General features: G+C 42.0%; 18 protein-coding genes. All 18 read left to right on the top strand.

Annotation, left to right across the window (positions count from 1 at the left end; genetic code table 11):
- Positions 1 to 66: 66 nt before the first annotated feature.
- Positions 67 to 963 (top strand): stage II sporulation protein R, encoded by an 897-nt coding sequence (spoIIR, locus tag F4694_RS13530; protein WP_179598702.1) that lies wholly within the window; start codon positions 67 to 69, stop codon positions 961 to 963.
- 145 nt (positions 964 to 1,108) lie between these two features.
- Positions 1,109 to 1,555 (top strand): GNAT family N-acetyltransferase, encoded by a 447-nt coding sequence (locus tag F4694_RS13525; RefSeq protein ID WP_179598700.1) that lies wholly within the window; start codon positions 1,109 to 1,111, stop codon positions 1,553 to 1,555.
- A gap of 174 nt (positions 1,556 to 1,729) precedes the next feature.
- Entirely contained in the window at positions 1,730 to 2,773 is a 1,044-nt protein-coding gene (locus F4694_RS13520) for an L-threonylcarbamoyladenylate synthase (RefSeq protein WP_179598698.1), read from the top strand.
- Positions 2,774 to 2,957: 184 nt separating this feature from the next.
- Complete coding sequence (locus tag F4694_RS13515) at positions 2,958 to 3,506, top strand: manganese efflux pump MntP (RefSeq protein ID WP_257029245.1); 549 nt, start codon at positions 2,958 to 2,960, stop codon at positions 3,504 to 3,506.
- Positions 3,507 to 3,593: 87 nt separating this feature from the next.
- A complete protein-coding gene (locus F4694_RS13510) occupies positions 3,594 to 4,028 on the top strand; it encodes a low molecular weight protein arginine phosphatase (RefSeq protein WP_179598696.1) in 435 nt (144 codons plus the stop codon).
- Positions 4,029 to 4,236: 208 nt separating this feature from the next.
- Complete coding sequence (gene rpiB / locus F4694_RS13505; RefSeq protein ID WP_179598694.1) at positions 4,237 to 4,677, top strand: ribose 5-phosphate isomerase B; 441 nt, start codon at positions 4,237 to 4,239, stop codon at positions 4,675 to 4,677.
- Between the two features lie 9 nt (positions 4,678 to 4,686).
- A complete protein-coding gene (locus F4694_RS13500) occupies positions 4,687 to 5,253 on the top strand; it encodes a TIGR01440 family protein (protein WP_179598692.1) in 567 nt (188 codons plus the stop codon).
- A 198-nt stretch (positions 5,254 to 5,451) separates the two neighbouring features.
- On the top strand, positions 5,452 to 6,693 hold the full coding sequence (gene glyA / locus F4694_RS13495; protein ID WP_179598689.1) for a serine hydroxymethyltransferase: 1,242 nt from the start codon (positions 5,452 to 5,454) through the stop codon (positions 6,691 to 6,693).
- 242 nt (positions 6,694 to 6,935) lie between these two features.
- Positions 6,936 to 7,565: a uracil phosphoribosyltransferase gene (gene upp, locus F4694_RS13490; protein WP_179598687.1), complete on the top strand. Its 630-nt coding sequence runs from the start codon at positions 6,936 to 6,938 to the stop codon at positions 7,563 to 7,565.
- A gap of 269 nt (positions 7,566 to 7,834) precedes the next feature.
- Positions 7,835 to 8,848, top strand: coding sequence for a nuclease-related domain-containing protein (locus tag F4694_RS13485; RefSeq protein WP_179598685.1), 1,014 nt, complete (start codon positions 7,835 to 7,837; stop codon positions 8,846 to 8,848).
- Positions 8,845 to 11,034 (top strand): S8 family serine peptidase, encoded by a 2,190-nt coding sequence (locus F4694_RS13480; protein WP_179598683.1) that lies wholly within the window; start codon positions 8,845 to 8,847, stop codon positions 11,032 to 11,034. Before F4694_RS13485 ends, F4694_RS13480 begins: the two co-directional genes overlap by 4 nt.
- 325 nt (positions 11,035 to 11,359) lie before the next feature.
- Positions 11,360 to 11,581 carry an AtpZ/AtpI family protein gene (locus F4694_RS13475; protein ID WP_179598681.1) on the top strand — a complete coding sequence of 74 codons (222 nt, stop codon included), beginning with the start codon at positions 11,360 to 11,362 and terminating at the stop codon, positions 11,579 to 11,581.
- Positions 11,582 to 11,588: 7 nt separating this feature from the next.
- Positions 11,589 to 11,963, top strand: a complete 375-nt coding sequence (locus F4694_RS13470) for an ATP synthase subunit I (RefSeq protein ID WP_179598679.1) — start codon at positions 11,589 to 11,591, stop codon at positions 11,961 to 11,963.
- Positions 11,964 to 11,986: 23 nt separating this feature from the next.
- Positions 11,987 to 12,697, top strand: a complete 711-nt coding sequence (gene atpB / locus F4694_RS13465; RefSeq protein WP_179598677.1) for a F0F1 ATP synthase subunit A — start codon at positions 11,987 to 11,989, stop codon at positions 12,695 to 12,697.
- Between the two features lie 75 nt (positions 12,698 to 12,772).
- Positions 12,773 to 12,985: a F0F1 ATP synthase subunit C gene (atpE, locus tag F4694_RS13460; RefSeq protein WP_053368380.1), complete on the top strand. Its 213-nt coding sequence runs from the start codon at positions 12,773 to 12,775 to the stop codon at positions 12,983 to 12,985.
- A gap of 159 nt (positions 12,986 to 13,144) precedes the next feature.
- Positions 13,145 to 13,678, top strand: a complete 534-nt coding sequence (locus F4694_RS13455; protein WP_179598675.1) for a F0F1 ATP synthase subunit B — start codon at positions 13,145 to 13,147, stop codon at positions 13,676 to 13,678.
- The gene (locus tag F4694_RS13450; protein ID WP_179598673.1) at positions 13,675 to 14,211 is read left to right on the top strand and encodes a F0F1 ATP synthase subunit delta; all 537 of its coding nucleotides are present in this window, start codon (positions 13,675 to 13,677) and stop codon (positions 14,209 to 14,211) included. Before F4694_RS13455 ends, F4694_RS13450 begins: the two co-directional genes overlap by 4 nt.
- Positions 14,212 to 14,235: 24 nt before the next feature.
- Positions 14,236 to 15,744: a F0F1 ATP synthase subunit alpha gene (gene atpA, locus F4694_RS13445; protein ID WP_179598671.1), complete on the top strand. Its 1,509-nt coding sequence runs from the start codon at positions 14,236 to 14,238 to the stop codon at positions 15,742 to 15,744.
- Positions 15,745 to 15,816 lie beyond the last annotated feature (72 nt).

The following is a 15,816-nucleotide window of genomic DNA, read 5'->3' as shown; positions in this document are numbered from 1 at the left end:
CTAGTTTAAGATTCTTGGCATTTGTCCACAATGAGGATAGTGAAGGGACGGTGCGAGAATATGAATATGAACAGTAAAGTTTTGGTGTGGTCTTATTTAATCATTTTATCGTTAGGAACGATATTAAACTTATATATGCCAAAAACGGAAGCGGTGGCGAAGGATTCGATCGTTATTCCAGCTGAGGCGATTCGCCTTCGAATTCTAGCAAATAGCGATAGTGCAGAGGATCAGGAAATTAAACGAAAGGTCCGTGACGCAGTCAATGCACAAATCACGCTATGGGTTCAGGATTTAACATCATTAGAAAAAGCAAAAACAGTCATTAATTCAAAGCTGCCAGAGGTTCAAGCCATTGCAGAAAAGGTTGTCGCAGAGCAAGGGTCCTCTCAGAGTGTAAATGTGGAGTTTGGGAAAGTTCAGTTTCCAACTAAATTGTATGGTGAGTTTTTATATCCAGCAGGCGAGTACCAAGCGATCTTAATTACCTTGGGTGAAGGGACAGGCGCTAACTGGTGGTGTGTGCTTTACCCGCCATTATGTTTCTTAGATTTTTCTAATGGGGTAGCTGTACAAAGTGATGGTTTTGAAGATAAGGCGTATGCAGCTGAGAAGGAAGAGCAAGTGGTAGAAGCTTCGGAAGAACTAGAAGAAGTAGAAGAGAAAGTGACAAATTCCGTTAAGAATGTAAATGCTAAGAAAGAACAGGTTAAAGTAGATGAGCAGATCGAAGAAGAAGTTGAAGAGGTAAAACAGGTTATAGTAGAAAAAGAAGTTAAGCAAGTTGTCGAAGGAAAGAAAGTAGAAGTAAAAGAACCAGTTGAGAAAGAAGTAGTAGAGGAAAAACAAACACCTGTTAAAAAGAAAGCAGTAAAGGAAGCTCCAGTGTATACTGCAGAAGATGAAAAACCAGTTAAAGTAAAATTCTTTGTTGTTGAAATGTTTGAGGGTATTTTTAAATAAGAGTGGGTATCGCGTTGGCTTAACGCAGATATCTAGTAAAGTGCCAGTCCTGAATGCAGGACGGGCTATTTTTTTCTAGTAATTCTAGTTCTAACTCTCTTAGCTTTTCATAGTAATAGAGTATCAACTAAAAGAGGTGGTAGGAATGCAAGCAGTTATTCGTTGCGCGAACAAAGAGGATTTGAACGGTTTAAGAGAGTTTTTGACAAGGGCGAATCTAGGTTGTGAAGGACTAAGTGAGGAAACTGTGGAGTTCTTTTTATTGCTAGAGGATGAGGATGGGGCGATTAAGGGTACACTTGGAATGGAAGTATTCGCAGAGTGTGGATTATTGCGTTCGTTGGTTGTTTCACCGGGACAAGCTGAAAAGGATATTTTCCTGTTGATCACACAGATGATGCAATTAGCGAAGGAAAAAGGGTTAAGAAGTTTGTTTTTGGCGACTAATAAGGGAGTGGCGCTGTCATTTTTTGAGTTGCTTGGGTTTGAGAAGGTGGCACGGGACCAATTACCTGAGGAAATGTATAGCTTAGAGCATATTCGACATGTATTTAATGTGGATAACTCGTTATTTTTGAAATTTTCACTATAATTGTGGATTAATCCACAAAGTTATCCACTTTTTCGGAAAAGTTATACACAAATTGTGGACAAAGGGTTGTGTTTATCCCCACCTTCTACTATACTTTCAAATGGAATATGAGACAAAGAGCCTAAATTCGGCAAATTTCGATATCATTTGCGCTTTTGATAAAGGTGGATAACTATGAACACAAAAGTTTGGAAAGTGGATAAATATGTGGATAACCTTAAAAATAATCCACAGATTGTGGATGCCGCTCAATTTTTACAAGAAAATGAAGTGGTTGCACTGCCTACAGAAACGGTTTATGGCTTAGGGGGTAATGCTGAAAGTGATGTGGCTGTGGAAAAAATCTTTGCTGCGAAAGGCAGACCAAGCGATAATCCACTGATTATCCACATTGCAGACAAACAGCAACTCAATGCGTTTGTTACGGAGGTTCCGGAAAAAGCGGCTGTTTTGATGGATGCGTTTTGGCCGGGACCCTTGACGATTATTTTTAAAAAGAAGGATGGAGTCTTGTCAGAAAAAGCAACTGCTGGCTTGGAGACTGTCGCGGTTAGAATGCCGGATCATCCTTTGGCATTAGCACTGTTGAAAAAATGCCAGCTGCCGATTGCAGCACCGAGTGCGAATAGCTCCGGGAAACCAAGTCCTACAAATGCACAGCATGTCATTGAGGATTTGAACGGAAAAATTGCCGGTGTGCTTGATGGCGGTTCGACGGGTGTCGGTGTAGAATCAACAGTTTTGGACTGCACGGAGGAAATTCCGGTAATTTTAAGACCAGGTGGGGTGACGAAGGAGCAGTTAGAAGCTGTTGTGGGTGAGGTACGTCTCGACTCTGCGCTGCTTAATGAAGCTTCAAAGCCGAAAGCTCCTGGCATGAAGTATCAGCATTATGCTCCAAACGCACCGCTCTATTTAGTAAATGGAAGTCCCTCTTTTTTGCGACGTTTAATAGCAGAAAAGCAGAAGGAAGGGCTGCGTGTCGGCGTGCTCACAACGGAGGAAAGTGTCGAGGCTTATCCTAGTGATGTCGCAATCGCTTGTGGCAAAAGAAGTGAGCTTGAAAGTGTGGCTACGGCGCTTTATGAAACATTACGGAAGTTTAACCAGGAAAATGTGGATATTATTTATAGTGAAATGTTCCCGAATACCGGAGTAGGTCATGCGATCATGAATCGATTGCAAAAGGCCGCTGGCAACAAAATAATTAGTGAGTAGGTGCAGGTTCTCCTTAAAGAAGGAGGCCTGTTTTTTTGGAATTGTCCAGCTCCAGGCGCATCGGCTCGTCTTCTACTGTTGCCTTTACGCTGGGGGCTTTGCGCTTTTCTTAATTCTAAATCCTTTTGGACGTGCATATGTTAAATCAGGGCAAGTCCGAGGGGGTAGAGTTAGCGTGTATGGGATGATTGGAGAAATGGTGACGCTTGTTTTAATGGCGTTTGCACTAGGAATGGATGCCTTTTCTGTAGGTCTAGGAATGGGCATGTTCAAGTTAAGGCTGCGGCAAATTTTTAAAATAGGGATTACGATTGGGTTATTTCATGTGTGGATGCCGCTATTGGGTATGCTCGCGGGGAAATTTTTATCAGATAAGTTTGGGACCTTTGCATCCATAGTAGGTGGATTATTACTGATGGTGCTCGGGGTGCAAATGATTTGGTCAAGCCTCAGAAAAAGTGAGGAATCGGTGATGACACCAGTCGGATTTGGATTATTAATTTTTGCAACAAGTGTGAGCCTCGATAGTTTTTCCCTTGGGCTTACGTTAGGGATCTATGGAGCAAAAACCATTTTGGTGATTATTTGCTTTGGGGTTGTTGCAACAATATTAACATGGGCAGGCTTGCTGCTTGGAAGAAAGGCCCAAGGCTGGATTGGCTCCTATAGCGAAGCACTTGGAGGAAGTATCCTGCTCGCATTTGGAATTAAATTACTTCTTCCTTTTTTATAAAACCTTTCCGTATAACAGTGAAAGGTTTTTTCATTAGAGATGGAAAAATGATAGTATAGATACATAATAAAAAGGAGGGCATGCCGCATGAAGCGCATTTTATTTGTTTGTACAGGTAACACTTGCAGGAGCCCTATGGCTGAAGCGATTTTAAAAAGTAAAAAGATTGACGGCCTAGAAGTAAAGTCTGCGGGGATTTATGCAGCAACGGGAAGTGAGGCGTCTCCTCATGCCAAAAAAGTCCTGGAAGATCATCATATCGAACATTATCATTCATCCAACATGCTAACCTTAGAATCTGTTCATTGGGCAGATTTAATCTTAACGATGACGGGTTCCCACAAAAATGTAATTCTTCAACAATATCCCGAAACAGCGGGTAAAGTTATTACCTTAAAAGAGTTTACAGGTGAGGCCTATGATGTCGATGTGGTCGATCCGTTTGGCGGAAGTGTGGAGATCTATCAGGAGACCTACCAAGAACTCGACAAGTTAATAACAAAAGCAATTGAAAAAATGTAAAGCCCTCAGTGTTGAGGGCTTTATATTTTTTTATCGGTATGTCAATATTAAGTCAGAAAAGCGGAAAGCGCCTATTTATCGGCGACAAGCATAAGACGAGCCGGAACTAGACAGGCTTATGTCTCAAGCCGATGGCGCCTGGAGCTGGACAGTAATCGAAGTTGAGTTATATATTTGATTAAATAGGATTAATAGGGAGGTTTTTAATATGAGAGTAGCATTAGCATCTGATCATGGCGGGGTTAATATCCGCAAAGAAATCGCTAGTTTAATGGATGAGCTTGGTATTGAATACCAAGATTTCGGCTGTGATTGTGAAGGATCAGTAGATTATCCGGATTATGCTCTGCCAGTGGCTGAAAAAGTGGCAAGTGGTGAGTTTGATAGAGGAATTTTAATTTGTGGTACCGGAATTGGAATGAGCATTGCCGCAAATAAGGTAAAGGGAATTCGTTGTGCACTTGTGCACGATACTTTTAGTGCAAAAGCAACACGTGCTCACAATGACACCAATATGCTGACAATGGGTGAGCGTGTTATCGGTCCTGGGCTTGCACGTGATATTGCAAAAATTTGGCTGACAGAAGAGTTTGAAGGCGGTCGTCATGCCACTCGCGTTGGAAAAATCAGCGAATACGAGCAGAAGTAGGATGAAACGATGATTCAAGTATGGGAAAAAGAGCTTGAAACCATTCTTTTTGAATTTCAAAGCCAGGCTTCCTTAAAGCCAGGTCAGCTGTTTGTAGTCGGCTGTAGTACGAGTGAGGTAATCGGCGAGAAAATTGGAACTGCCGGTACAAGTGAAGTGGCTGAAATGATTTTTCGTCAATTAAGTCAGTTTGCAAAGGATACAGGTGTCGCGTTAGCTTTCCAATGCTGTGAACATTTAAACCGTGCGCTTGTGATTGAACGTGCGGAGGCTATTAAACGTGGATTGGAAGAAGTCTCCGTTGTTCCTGTTAGAACCGCTGGTGGGGCAATGGCAACCTATGCATTTGAAGAATTTTCGGAAGCCGTTGTTGTTGAATTTTTAAAGGCGGACGCAGGGATTGATATTGGTCAAACCTTCATTGGTATGCACTTGAAACATGTTGCTGTACCTATCAGAGTAACCCAGAAAAGTGTTGGACATGCACATGTAACGTTGGCGAAGACACGGCCAAAACTAATTGGCGGTGCGCGAGCGGTGTATGAAAAGAATCCGGGTAATTCGAGCTGCAATTGACTCCTTTATACGAACGATTTTGATTAAATTTAATCTAATGTTCGTATATAGGGTATTTTCTTAATTGAATTAATAGGGTAAAATAAAAAAAACGGGGATTTTACGAATCCCCATTTCTCTTTTAGAGAGAAACGTGCTATTATATAGAGGGAATTTTCAAAAGATTAATTCAGGTTCATACATACAGGGGGGATTACCATGAAGCATTTGTCTAATCAGGACAAGCAGGTATTTGAAGCGATTCAACAGGAATTAGGCCGTCAGCGCGGAAAAATCGAATTAATTGCCTCAGAAAACTTTGTAAGTGAAGCGGTAATGGAAGCACAGGGTTCTGTGTTAACCAATAAATACGCAGAAGGCTATCCAGGCCGCCGTTATTATGGCGGTTGTGAATACGTGGACATTGTTGAGGATCTTGCTCGTAATCGTGCGAAGGAGATCTTTGGTGCAGAATACGTAAACGTACAGCCACACTCTGGCGCGCAGGCAAACATGGCTGTTTACTTTACGGTCCTTGAACAAGGCGACACTGTTCTTGGTATGAACCTTTCTCATGGCGGTCACTTAACACACGGAAGCCCAGTAAACTTTAGTGGTGTTCAATATAACTTTGTTGAGTATGGTGTAGATGAAACCACTCACCGCATCAATTATGATGATGTTTTAGCAAAAGCACGTGAGCATAAGCCAAAGATGATTGTGGCTGGAGCAAGTGCCTATCCGCGTGAAATTGATTTTGCGAAGTTCCGTGAAATTGCAGATGAAGTGGGCGCATACTTAATGGTTGATATGGCTCATATTGCGGGTCTAGTTGCTGCTGGTCTTCACCAAAATCCGGTTCCATATGCTGATTTTGTTACGACTACTACTCATAAAACACTTCGCGGACCTCGTGGCGGAATGATTCTCTGTAAAGAAGAATGGGGCAAAAAGATTGATAAATCAATTTTCCCTGGAATTCAAGGCGGTCCATTAATGCATGTAATCTCTGCAAAAGCAGTTGCGTTTGGAGAGGCTCTTCAAGACAGCTTTAAAGAATATGCAGGTCAAATTATTGCGAATGCAAAGCGTTTAGCTGACGGATTGCAAAAAGAGGGCATTAGACTTGTTTCTGGCGGTACCGATAACCACTTGCTTCTTTTAGATATGCAGACACTTGGTTTAACTGGTAAAGTTGCTGAGAAGGTACTTGATGAAGTCGGTATTACCGTTAATAAAAATACGATTCCATTCGATCCACAAAGCCCATTTGTAACAAGCGGTATCCGTATTGGTACAGCTGCTGTTACAAGCCGTGGTTTTGGGTTAGAAGAAATGGACGAAATCGCGTCAATTATTGCATTTACTTTGAAAAATCATGAAGACGAAGCGAAGCTTAAGGAAGCGGCTGCTCGTGTTGAAGCTTTAACAGGTAAATTCACGCTTTATCCTGAATATTAAACATCTGTGAAATCGACTCCATTGTGGGTCGATTTCTTTTTATGTGAGTTGTATAGCTCCAGCGCCTAGGGGCTCTCAGGTCTAAGCCAATCCGTCAAGAAGGTTAAAGAACAACCTTCATGCCGGCTCGTCTTATGCCTGTCGCCCCTGTTCAAGGCGCTTCCGCTTTAGGGTGTTGCTCATTGTGATTTTTTTCTGTACAATGAGACGAAGTTAATTTTTATATAAAAGGGGCGATTATTGTGGCAAAGGTATACGTCTTCGACCATCCACTTATTCAGCATAAACTTACATACATTCGTGATAAAAATACAGGAACCAAAGAGTTCCGTGAATTGGTAGACGAAGTCGCAACACTCATGGCATTTGAAATCACAAGAGATATGTCACTTGAAGATATCGAGATTGAAACGCCAGTCTGCCCGGCGAAGTCTAAGGTATTATCTGGAAAGAAAATGGGCATTGTACCGATTCTGCGCGCAGGAATTGGTATGGTTGATGGAATCTTAAAATTAATTCCCGCTGCGAAAGTAGGTCATGTCGGCTTATACCGCGATCCAGAAACATTAATGCCCGTCGAATACTACATCAAGCTGCCAAGTGACGTGGAAGAACGTGAATTCATCGTCGTTGACCCAATGCTCGCAACAGGTGGTTCCGCAAATGTGGCAATTGAAAGCTTGAAAAAACGCGGCGCTAAACATATCAAATTTATGTGTTTGATTGCGGCTCCGGAAGGCGTAGAAGCTGTTAAGGTTGCACATCCTGATGTGGATATTTATATTGCTGCGTTAGATGAGAAGTTGAATGATCATGGTTATATCGTACCTGGATTAGGTGACGCTGGGGATCGGTTGTTTGGGACGAAATAAGGATTGGTAGAAGCTGAGTAGACTGATGTCTGCTCAGTTTTTTATTGTATTTTTCCAGATATTGTCTAAGTGTACAAAAGGGTATGAAAAGTGTACAAAAGCCCATGAAAAGTGTACAAAACCCACGAAAATATGTACAAAACACCATGAGAAATGTTCAAAACTCAAAGCCTCCAATAATGTTCACCATATCTACTAATAATCCGTAAAGGAATTCGGCAATATTTCTAGAATTTAGACAACAAATTCCTAAAAAGAGGTGACAATAAGTGATCAAATTAGAACTAATCGTTCCGGTTCAGGCTGAACAATGTATATCTTTGTTGAAAAGGATGCCAAAAGGGCACCCAGTAAGACCAATGGTAAAAAAAGATTTACGAATTTGGCTGAAAGGGTATTATGGAGAACTGAATGTGGCTTACCATCTATCATTTTTACCAGAAGAGGAATATTACATATTTCATGGATTGCGATTGGAGGACAAAAAGTCATTTCAAATGAATTTGCTACTGGTATCAGCCAAATTTGCCTTAATCATTGAAGTGAAGAATATATCGGGTAAATTAATCTTTAAAAAAGGTTCGGACCTAATGATTAGAGAATTAAATAACGTGGAAGAAGGAATGGATAACCCAATCCAGCAGGTTAAACGGCACCATCTCCAATTCAATAATTGGCTAAAGGATCATCAATTTAAGGGAGTACCGGTGGAACGCCTAGTGGTGATTAGTAAAACGTCTACTATGATAGATACAACTTCTGATAACTTGCAAATCTTTCAAAAATTAATTTATGTAGAATCCTTGGTCGATAAAATAAGGGAATTAGAAACAAAGTATACGAAACCTAGAATTACGCAAAAAGTTTTAATCCAACTATCTGATACCCTCCTGAAAGAACACCGTATCATCATTCCTGATGTCCTCGAAAAATATAATCTTTCCCCATCTGACATAAAGCCAGGCGTTCAGTGTACGAAATGCAACTCATTTAAAATGAAGTACATATCAGCCAGTTGGCGGTGCGACATATGTCATTTCGCTTCCAAGAAGGCACATCTAGCAGCGATTAAGGAGTATTTCCTAATTTTAAATCCAACGATTACTAGGAAACAGCTTGCTGAATTTCTCAAAATTGCTCCGACTAAAGCTAGGTACTTGCTGCTCGCCCTAAACCTCCCATCCACCGGCCAAAAACGCGGCACCAAATACTCTCTCCCAAAAAACTGCATACTTTCCCCGTTAAATGAAAACGATATGAAAAAAGGGGAATTTTTCACATGAAAAAATGGACACTTTTATTGGTACTTGTTTTCTCCCTCCAAACGACCACTTCGGCCCGTTCACTTGATACACCTCCGATTCCAAAAGAACGGATTGCGATTGTCGTTCTTGATAACCCGCAATCCCCTCAGGATATCCAGCTGCTCATTAAACCATATAAGGACATTCATCTACGGCATGTGTTTCAAGAAGCGATTTATGGTTTTTCTGTAGAAGGGAACCCGGAATCAATCGAGAAACTGGCGCAACAAAACAGCAAGCAAATTATTAGCGTTTCCCCTGTGAACGAATATAAAGCACAGGGCGAGGAAGGGGTTAAGATTATCGGCGGCGACGAGATTCGCGGTCTCTTTGATAAACAAAATCGGCGCTTGACGGGTAAAGGTGTAACCGTGGGGGTTATTGATACAGGTGTGGATTACACACATCCTGACCTTAAAAGAAATTTTGCCGGCGGGCGTGATCTCGTCGATAATGATTCGGATCCTATGGAAACGAAAACCTTAGGAAGAGCGACAGTCCATGGCACCCACGTTGCTGGAATTATTGCGGCGAATGGAAAATTAAAAGGAGTGGCACCCGACGCAAAAATTTTGGCTTACCGTGCACTCGGACCTGGCGGCGGGGGCACAACCGAGAATGTGCTGGCTGCCATCGAGCAGGCGATTAAGGATAAAGTCGATATTATGAATCTTTCGCTTGGAAACGATATCAACGGTCCCGACCTGCCAATCAGCCTTGCTCTCAATAGAGCTGTCGATAGAGGAATCGTTGCGATTGCGGCATCGGGGAATTCTGGACCAAATGTTTGGACAGTGGGGTCGCCTGGAACCGCCTCGAAGGCGATATCGGTTGGAGCTTCCACCCCGACGATCAAGGTCCCTTATTTATTAATAGAAGGAATGCGGGAAAAATTACGAATTCAACCGCTGGAAGGGTCCGCTAATTGGGACATTGACCGCTCGTATCCAATCGTAGATGGCGGTATTGGCACGGCAGCAGATTTAAAAGAAGTCATGGGAAAAATTGTTCTCATCAAAAGAGGGAAAATAACCTTTTCTGAGAAGGCGAAAAATGCCCGTGAGGCCGGAGCCAAGGCAGTGATTATCTATAATAATTTAAGTGGCGGTTTTATGGGCAATCTCGAGGAGCAGATTGATATCCCGGTCGGTTCAATTACGAAAAAGGATGGGGAGCTTTTAAAAAGCAAACCGAACACCTTGGCAACTATAAATATCTCAGAGGAAAAGGACCTCCTTGCAGATTTTAGTTCGCGCGGACCAGTAACGGACACCTGGGAGGTAAAGCCTGATATTGTGGCGCCTGGTGTCGCAATTAACTCAACCATTCCTGGCGGCTATCTTTCACTGCAGGGCACGAGCATGGCGGCACCACATGTGGCGGGTGCATGTGCACTAATTAAACAGGCACACCCAGAGTGGACACCAGATCAAATTAAGGCGGCGTTAATGAATACAGCTAAACCGTTAGAGAAAAACGGAAAACTATATCGGACGTATGAGCAGGGTGCAGGGAGAATTCAGGTGAATGAAGCAGTGAAAGCGACTTCCCTTGTCAGTCCAAGTTCACTTCGATTTGGAAAGTTTGAAAGTGAAGGGGACAATCACAAGACCTTTTTACATGTAGAGAACCTAGGTGATAAACCTGTACGTTATACGTTCGACATTCCAAAGCAGGCAGATGGTTTGAAATGGAGTTTCCCGCTGGCGTTTACACTGCAGCCTGGAGAGGCGCGGGATGTAAAGCTGGAATTAGAAGTAAATCCTGCTGAGTTGAAGGGGAAAATTCATGATGGTTATCTAACCATCCATGCCGGGGCAAATCCAATCCAAATCCCTTATATTTATGTTCTTGAAGAACCAAATTACCCGAGGGTAATGGGGTTTGACTTTAAGGATGGCGATCGGCAGGGAACTTACCGGTATGAAGTGTACCTGCCAGGAGGTGCGGAGGAGTTTGGTATTGCTCTTTTCAATCCAGATGATTTCCGATTTGTCGGCTTCTTAGACACCAATCAGAATGTTAAGAAAGGATTGATGAGCAAGGAAATAATAGAAGAAAATCTCCCTCCTGATGGCATTTATCTTGCGAAGGTGTTCGCCAAAAAGGCTGGAAAGGAAGACTTTATTGAAACAATGCTCGTAATCGGAGAAGCCGTTCGCTAAGACAGAAAGGGGTGGACATACGAAGCCACTCCTTGTCAATTTTGTTCACAAAATTGTCACAATTACAGCGCTAAAATATCGCCTAATTACACTACAATTATAGTGTTAACAAAAACCCCCAAATGGAAGGAATTACTCAGAATAGTTTGTGGATTAATTCACGTAAATCCATTGACATTGGAAAATGGCTGAGGTATGCTAACAAAGGATGTAAAATGAGAGGGTTTTCATGTAATTTGACAAAATTATCGAAAATTCGACACATTCTCATACGTACATAAACCTCGTTTTTTGATGTATTCTCTAAAGGTGAGGATGCGATATTATGCGTAATGAAAACCGCAATCCGCTCAAGGCCTATGCCCTAATGTCCGCAATCCTAGCGTCCCTTGTTGGTTCCATTTTAATTGGGATTTTTGCAGGCAGATGGCTGGATAAAGTGTGGGGTACCGAACCAATTTTCTTAATAATTGGACTGTTTATAGGTTTAGCGGCCGGGGTTTACTCTATGCTCTTTTCAATCCGCAAGTTCTATTCAGGAGATTAAAACAACCATGCCAGAATTTCAAACAATGTTTACCCGACAGCGAAAGTGGATGTTTTTTTTATTGTCTTTTTATGTGCTTGGCTGGGGGTTCACTTCGCAGCAATCAATCTTTCTTGGATTGATTCTTGGGACAAGTTTGAGCCTTTTTAATTTGTGGTTGATGGCTCGAAAAATCGACAAATTTGGACAAGCGGCTGCTGAAGGAAGAACGGTTCGTTCACTTGGATCTTTTTCACGAATGGCAACCGGTGCACTGGCGATTGTCATCACAATGAGGTATCCTGAAGAGTTTCATCTCATTAGTGTGGTTATAGGATTAATGACATCCTACATTGTCATTATGATAGATTTTTTTACGCACAATTTATTTTCAGATAAATAGCGGGGGAAGCGAGGTGAATACTGTTGCATCACGAAGCTCCAATAGTTACGTTTCTTGGGCTCCAATTTAATTTGGCAAACATTTTGATGATTACCATAGCTAGTGCAATTGTCTTTTTGTTAGCCGTCCTATCCACTCGTAGACTGGCCATGAAACCAACCGGAATGCAAAACTTCATGGAATGGGTTATGGATTTTGTTAAAAACATTATTAACAGTACGATGGATTGGAAAGATGGCGGACGATTCCATATTCTCGGAATTACCATCATCATGTATATCTTTGTAGCAAATATGCTGGGACTACCATTCTCAATTGTAGTTGACGGAGTTCTTTGGTGGAAATCTCCAACAGCAGATCCTGCTGTAACCTTGACCTTAGCCACATTGATAGTAGGATTATCTCACTACTATGGTGTCAAGATGAAAGGTGCAGGAGCATATGGAAGGGAATTCTTTAAACCATTCTGGTTTATGTTCCCGATTAAAATTATTGAAGAGTTTGCAAATACTCTGACTCTCGGTCTCCGTCTTTACGGAAACATCTATGCGGGGGAAATTTTATTAAGCTTACTCGCAGCTGGTTTAGCAACCGGTGTGGGCGGAACAATTGCCGCTGCACTGCCAATGCTAGTATGGCAAGGCTTCTCAGTCTTTGTCGGTGCCATCCAATCTTTTATTTTCTGTATGTTAACAATGGTGTACTTAGCTCACAAAGTGAGCAGCGACCATTAGCATAAAAACCGTTCTTTTCATAAGAACAAAAAATAAGAATTCATTTTTTTATACATTAAAGGAGGAAATTTTCAAATGGGTCTTTTAGCAGCAGCAATCGCAATTGGTTTAGCAGCACTAGGTGCTGGTATCGGTAACGGTCTTATCGTATCAAAAACTGTAGAGGGTATCGCTCGTCAACCAGAAGCTCGCGGTATGCTTCAAACTACAATGTTCATCGGGGTTGCGTTAGTTGAGGCGATTCCTATCATCGCGGTTGTTATCGCGTTCATGGTTCAAGGTCAATAATCGAGCACACTCGTGTTCATATAAATGGCGAAGATCATTCGTGAGAACCTTCGCCATTCGTTTATGTTCATTCATATACATAAACGATTGATTTCGACAATTATTTCGACTGATATATAGGTTGTTTTAAGGAAAGACCTTGAAGGGAGTGAATCGCAGGTGTTAACAAATAGTTTTGTATTAGGTTCTGCTGAAGCAGCAGCACATTCTGGTGTAAACTGGGGAGATATTATTTTCCAACTTGTTATGTTTATCATCTTAATGGTATTGCTGAAAATATTTGCTTGGGGTCCTTTAATGGGCATCATGAAACAGCGTGAAGAGCATGTTGCTGGAGAAATTTCAGCGGCAGAACAAAGTCGCGTTGAAGCAAAGAAACTATTAGAAGAGCAGCGTTCTCTTTTAAAAGAAGCTCGCTCAGAAGCACAAGTTTTAATTGAAAATGCGAAAAAACAAGGCGACATTCAGCGTGAAGAAATTATTGCTGTAGCTCGTACTGAAGCAGATCGCATAAAAGAGTCTGCGAAGCTTGAAATTGAGCAGCAGAAAGAAAAAGCGGTTGCCGCTATTCGTGAACAAGTTGCTTCCTTGTCTGTCTTAATTGCTTCTAAAGTGATAGAAAAAGAATTGAATGCAGCAGACCAAGATAAACTGATTAACGAATATATTCAAGAGGCAGGAGAAAAGCGATGAGCAACTCCATGGTAGCAAAACGCTACGCGTTGGCTCTTTTTCAAATCGCAAAAGAACAACAGCTTCTTGAAGTAATAGAAGAAGAACTTCGTGTAGTAAAGGAAGTTATGGTATACAATGCTGATTTAAAGGCAGTACTAAACTCTTCAAAACTTACACTTGATAAGAAAAAAGAGATACTAAAAGCAGCCTTTTCAACGGTAAATCCATATGTACTTAATACACTTTTGATCTTGATTGATCGCCACCGTGAAGACGAGATCATTGAAGTAGCTAACCAATTCTTTGAATTAGTAAATGATGAAAAGGGAGTTGCTGAAGCTGAAGTTTACAGCACACGTGAGCTTACAGAAGCAGAACGTGAGGCAATCTCTGCAACGTTTGCAGCAAAGATTGGCAAGAAATCACTAAGAATTGAAAATATCGTGGATTCCGAACTGCTCGGCGGCGTTAAGCTCCGTATCGGAAACCGTATATACGACGGCTCTTTGCGCGGAAAGCTAGACCGTTTAGAACGTAAATTGTTAAGCTAAGATTCGTAGATAGGGGTGAAACTCATGAGCATCAAAGCTGAAGAAATTAGTGCCCTGATAAAACAGCAAATTGAAAACTATCAGGCTGAAATTCAAGTGAGTGATGTAGGTACAGTTATCTCTGTTGGTGACGGTATCGCACGTGTTCATGGCCTCGACAATGTCATGGCCGGAGAACTTGTTGAATTTTCAAACGGCGTTATGGGAATGGCTCAAAACCTTGAGGCAAATAACGTTGGTATTATCATTCTTGGACCTTACACTGACATTAAAGAAGGTGACGAGGTTCGACGTACAGGACGCATCATGGAGGTTCCAGTAGGTGAGGAACTAATTGGTCGTGTTGTTAACTCTTTAGGACAACCAGTTGATGGTATGGGTCCAATCAATACAACAAAAACTCGCCCGATTGAAGCAGTAGCTTCAGGCGTTATGGCTCGTAAATCCGTTCATGAGCCTTTACAAACAGGTATTAAAGCGATTGACGCACTTGTGCCAATCGGCCGCGGTCAGCGTGAGTTAATTATCGGAGACCGTCAAACAGGTAAAACGTCTGTTGCAATCGATACAATCTTGAACCAAAAAGGTCAAAACATGATCTGTATCTACGTTGCAATTGGTCAAAAGGAATCAACAGTACGTGGTGCCGTTGAAACCCTTCGTAAGCATGGTGCGTTAGAGTACTCTATCGTAGTAACTGCATCTGCTTCACAACCAGCTCCATTGTTATTCTTAGCTCCTTATGCTGGGGTTGCAATGGGTGAAGAATTCATGTATAACGGCAAGCACGTCCTAATCGTATATGATGATTTATCAAAACAAGCGGCTGCATACCGTGAGCTTTCCCTATTACTTCGCCGTCCTCCAGGTCGTGAAGCATATCCAGGGGATGTATTCTACTTGCACTCCCGTTTATTAGAGCGTGCCGCAAAATTGAACGACACACTAGGTGCTGGTTCGATCACTGCATTGCCATTTATCGAGACACAAGCAGGTGACGTTTCTGCTTATATCCCAACAAACGTTATCTCCATCACAGATGGACAAATTTTCTTACAATCTGACCTTTTCTTCTCCGGTGTTCGTCCAGCGATCAACGCAGGTCTTTCCGTTTCTCGTGTAGGTGGATCCGCGCAAATCAAGGCGATGAAGAAGGTAGCAGGTACACTGCGTCTTGACCTTGCTTCATACCGTGAGCTAGAAGCTTTCGCACAGTTCGGTTCAGACCTTGATAAAGCTACACAAGCGAAGCTTAACCGCGGTGCCCGCACCGTTGAAGTTCTTAAACAAGATCTTCACAAGCCGCTTTCTGTTGAAAAGCAAGTAGCAATTCTATATGCATTAACACGCGGATTCCTTGATGATATTCCATTAGAAGATATCCGTCGTTTTGAATCAGAATTCCTTAATTGGTTAGACCACAACCGCAAAGACTTGTTAGACCATATTGTGAAGACGAAAGATCTTCCTTCTGATGACGATATGGCTGCTGCACTTAACGCCTTCAAAAAGACGTTCGCAGTTTCCGAATAAGTAGGGTCTGACATTTAGTATAAGGTGTTTAAACAGTGGTAACAGGCACCCAAAACCGTGCCTGTCACCACT

Origin of the sequence: Neobacillus driksii (assembly GCF_013409995.1) — a bacterium.
Classification (GTDB): Bacteria; Bacillota; Bacilli; order Bacillales; family Cytobacillaceae; genus Neobacillus; species Neobacillus driksii.
This window is presented reverse-complemented; position numbering and strand designations above follow the sequence as displayed.

Coding starts and splice junctions, on each gene's coding strand:
- spoIIR (WP_179598702.1), top strand. CDS start 67: ATGAACAGTAAAGTTTTGGTGTGGTCTTATTTAATCATTTTATCGTTA.
- F4694_RS13525 (WP_179598700.1), top strand. CDS start 1,109: ATGCAAGCAGTTATTCGTTGCGCGAACAAAGAGGATTTGAACGGTTTA.
- F4694_RS13520 (WP_179598698.1), top strand. CDS start 1,730: ATGAACACAAAAGTTTGGAAAGTGGATAAATATGTGGATAACCTTAAA.
- F4694_RS13515 (WP_257029245.1), top strand. CDS start 2,958: ATGATTGGAGAAATGGTGACGCTTGTTTTAATGGCGTTTGCACTAGGA.
- F4694_RS13510 (WP_179598696.1), top strand. CDS start 3,594: ATGAAGCGCATTTTATTTGTTTGTACAGGTAACACTTGCAGGAGCCCT.
- rpiB (WP_179598694.1), top strand. CDS start 4,237: ATGAGAGTAGCATTAGCATCTGATCATGGCGGGGTTAATATCCGCAAA.
- F4694_RS13500 (WP_179598692.1), top strand. CDS start 4,687: ATGATTCAAGTATGGGAAAAAGAGCTTGAAACCATTCTTTTTGAATTT.
- glyA (WP_179598689.1), top strand. CDS start 5,452: ATGAAGCATTTGTCTAATCAGGACAAGCAGGTATTTGAAGCGATTCAA.
- F4694_RS13480 (WP_179598683.1), top strand. CDS start 8,845: ATGAAAAAATGGACACTTTTATTGGTACTTGTTTTCTCCCTCCAAACG.
- F4694_RS13475 (WP_179598681.1), top strand. CDS start 11,360: ATGCGTAATGAAAACCGCAATCCGCTCAAGGCCTATGCCCTAATGTCC.
- F4694_RS13470 (WP_179598679.1), top strand. CDS start 11,589: ATGCCAGAATTTCAAACAATGTTTACCCGACAGCGAAAGTGGATGTTT.
- atpE (WP_053368380.1), top strand. CDS start 12,773: ATGGGTCTTTTAGCAGCAGCAATCGCAATTGGTTTAGCAGCACTAGGT.
- F4694_RS13450 (WP_179598673.1), top strand. CDS start 13,675: ATGAGCAACTCCATGGTAGCAAAACGCTACGCGTTGGCTCTTTTTCAA.
- atpA (WP_179598671.1), top strand. CDS start 14,236: ATGAGCATCAAAGCTGAAGAAATTAGTGCCCTGATAAAACAGCAAATT.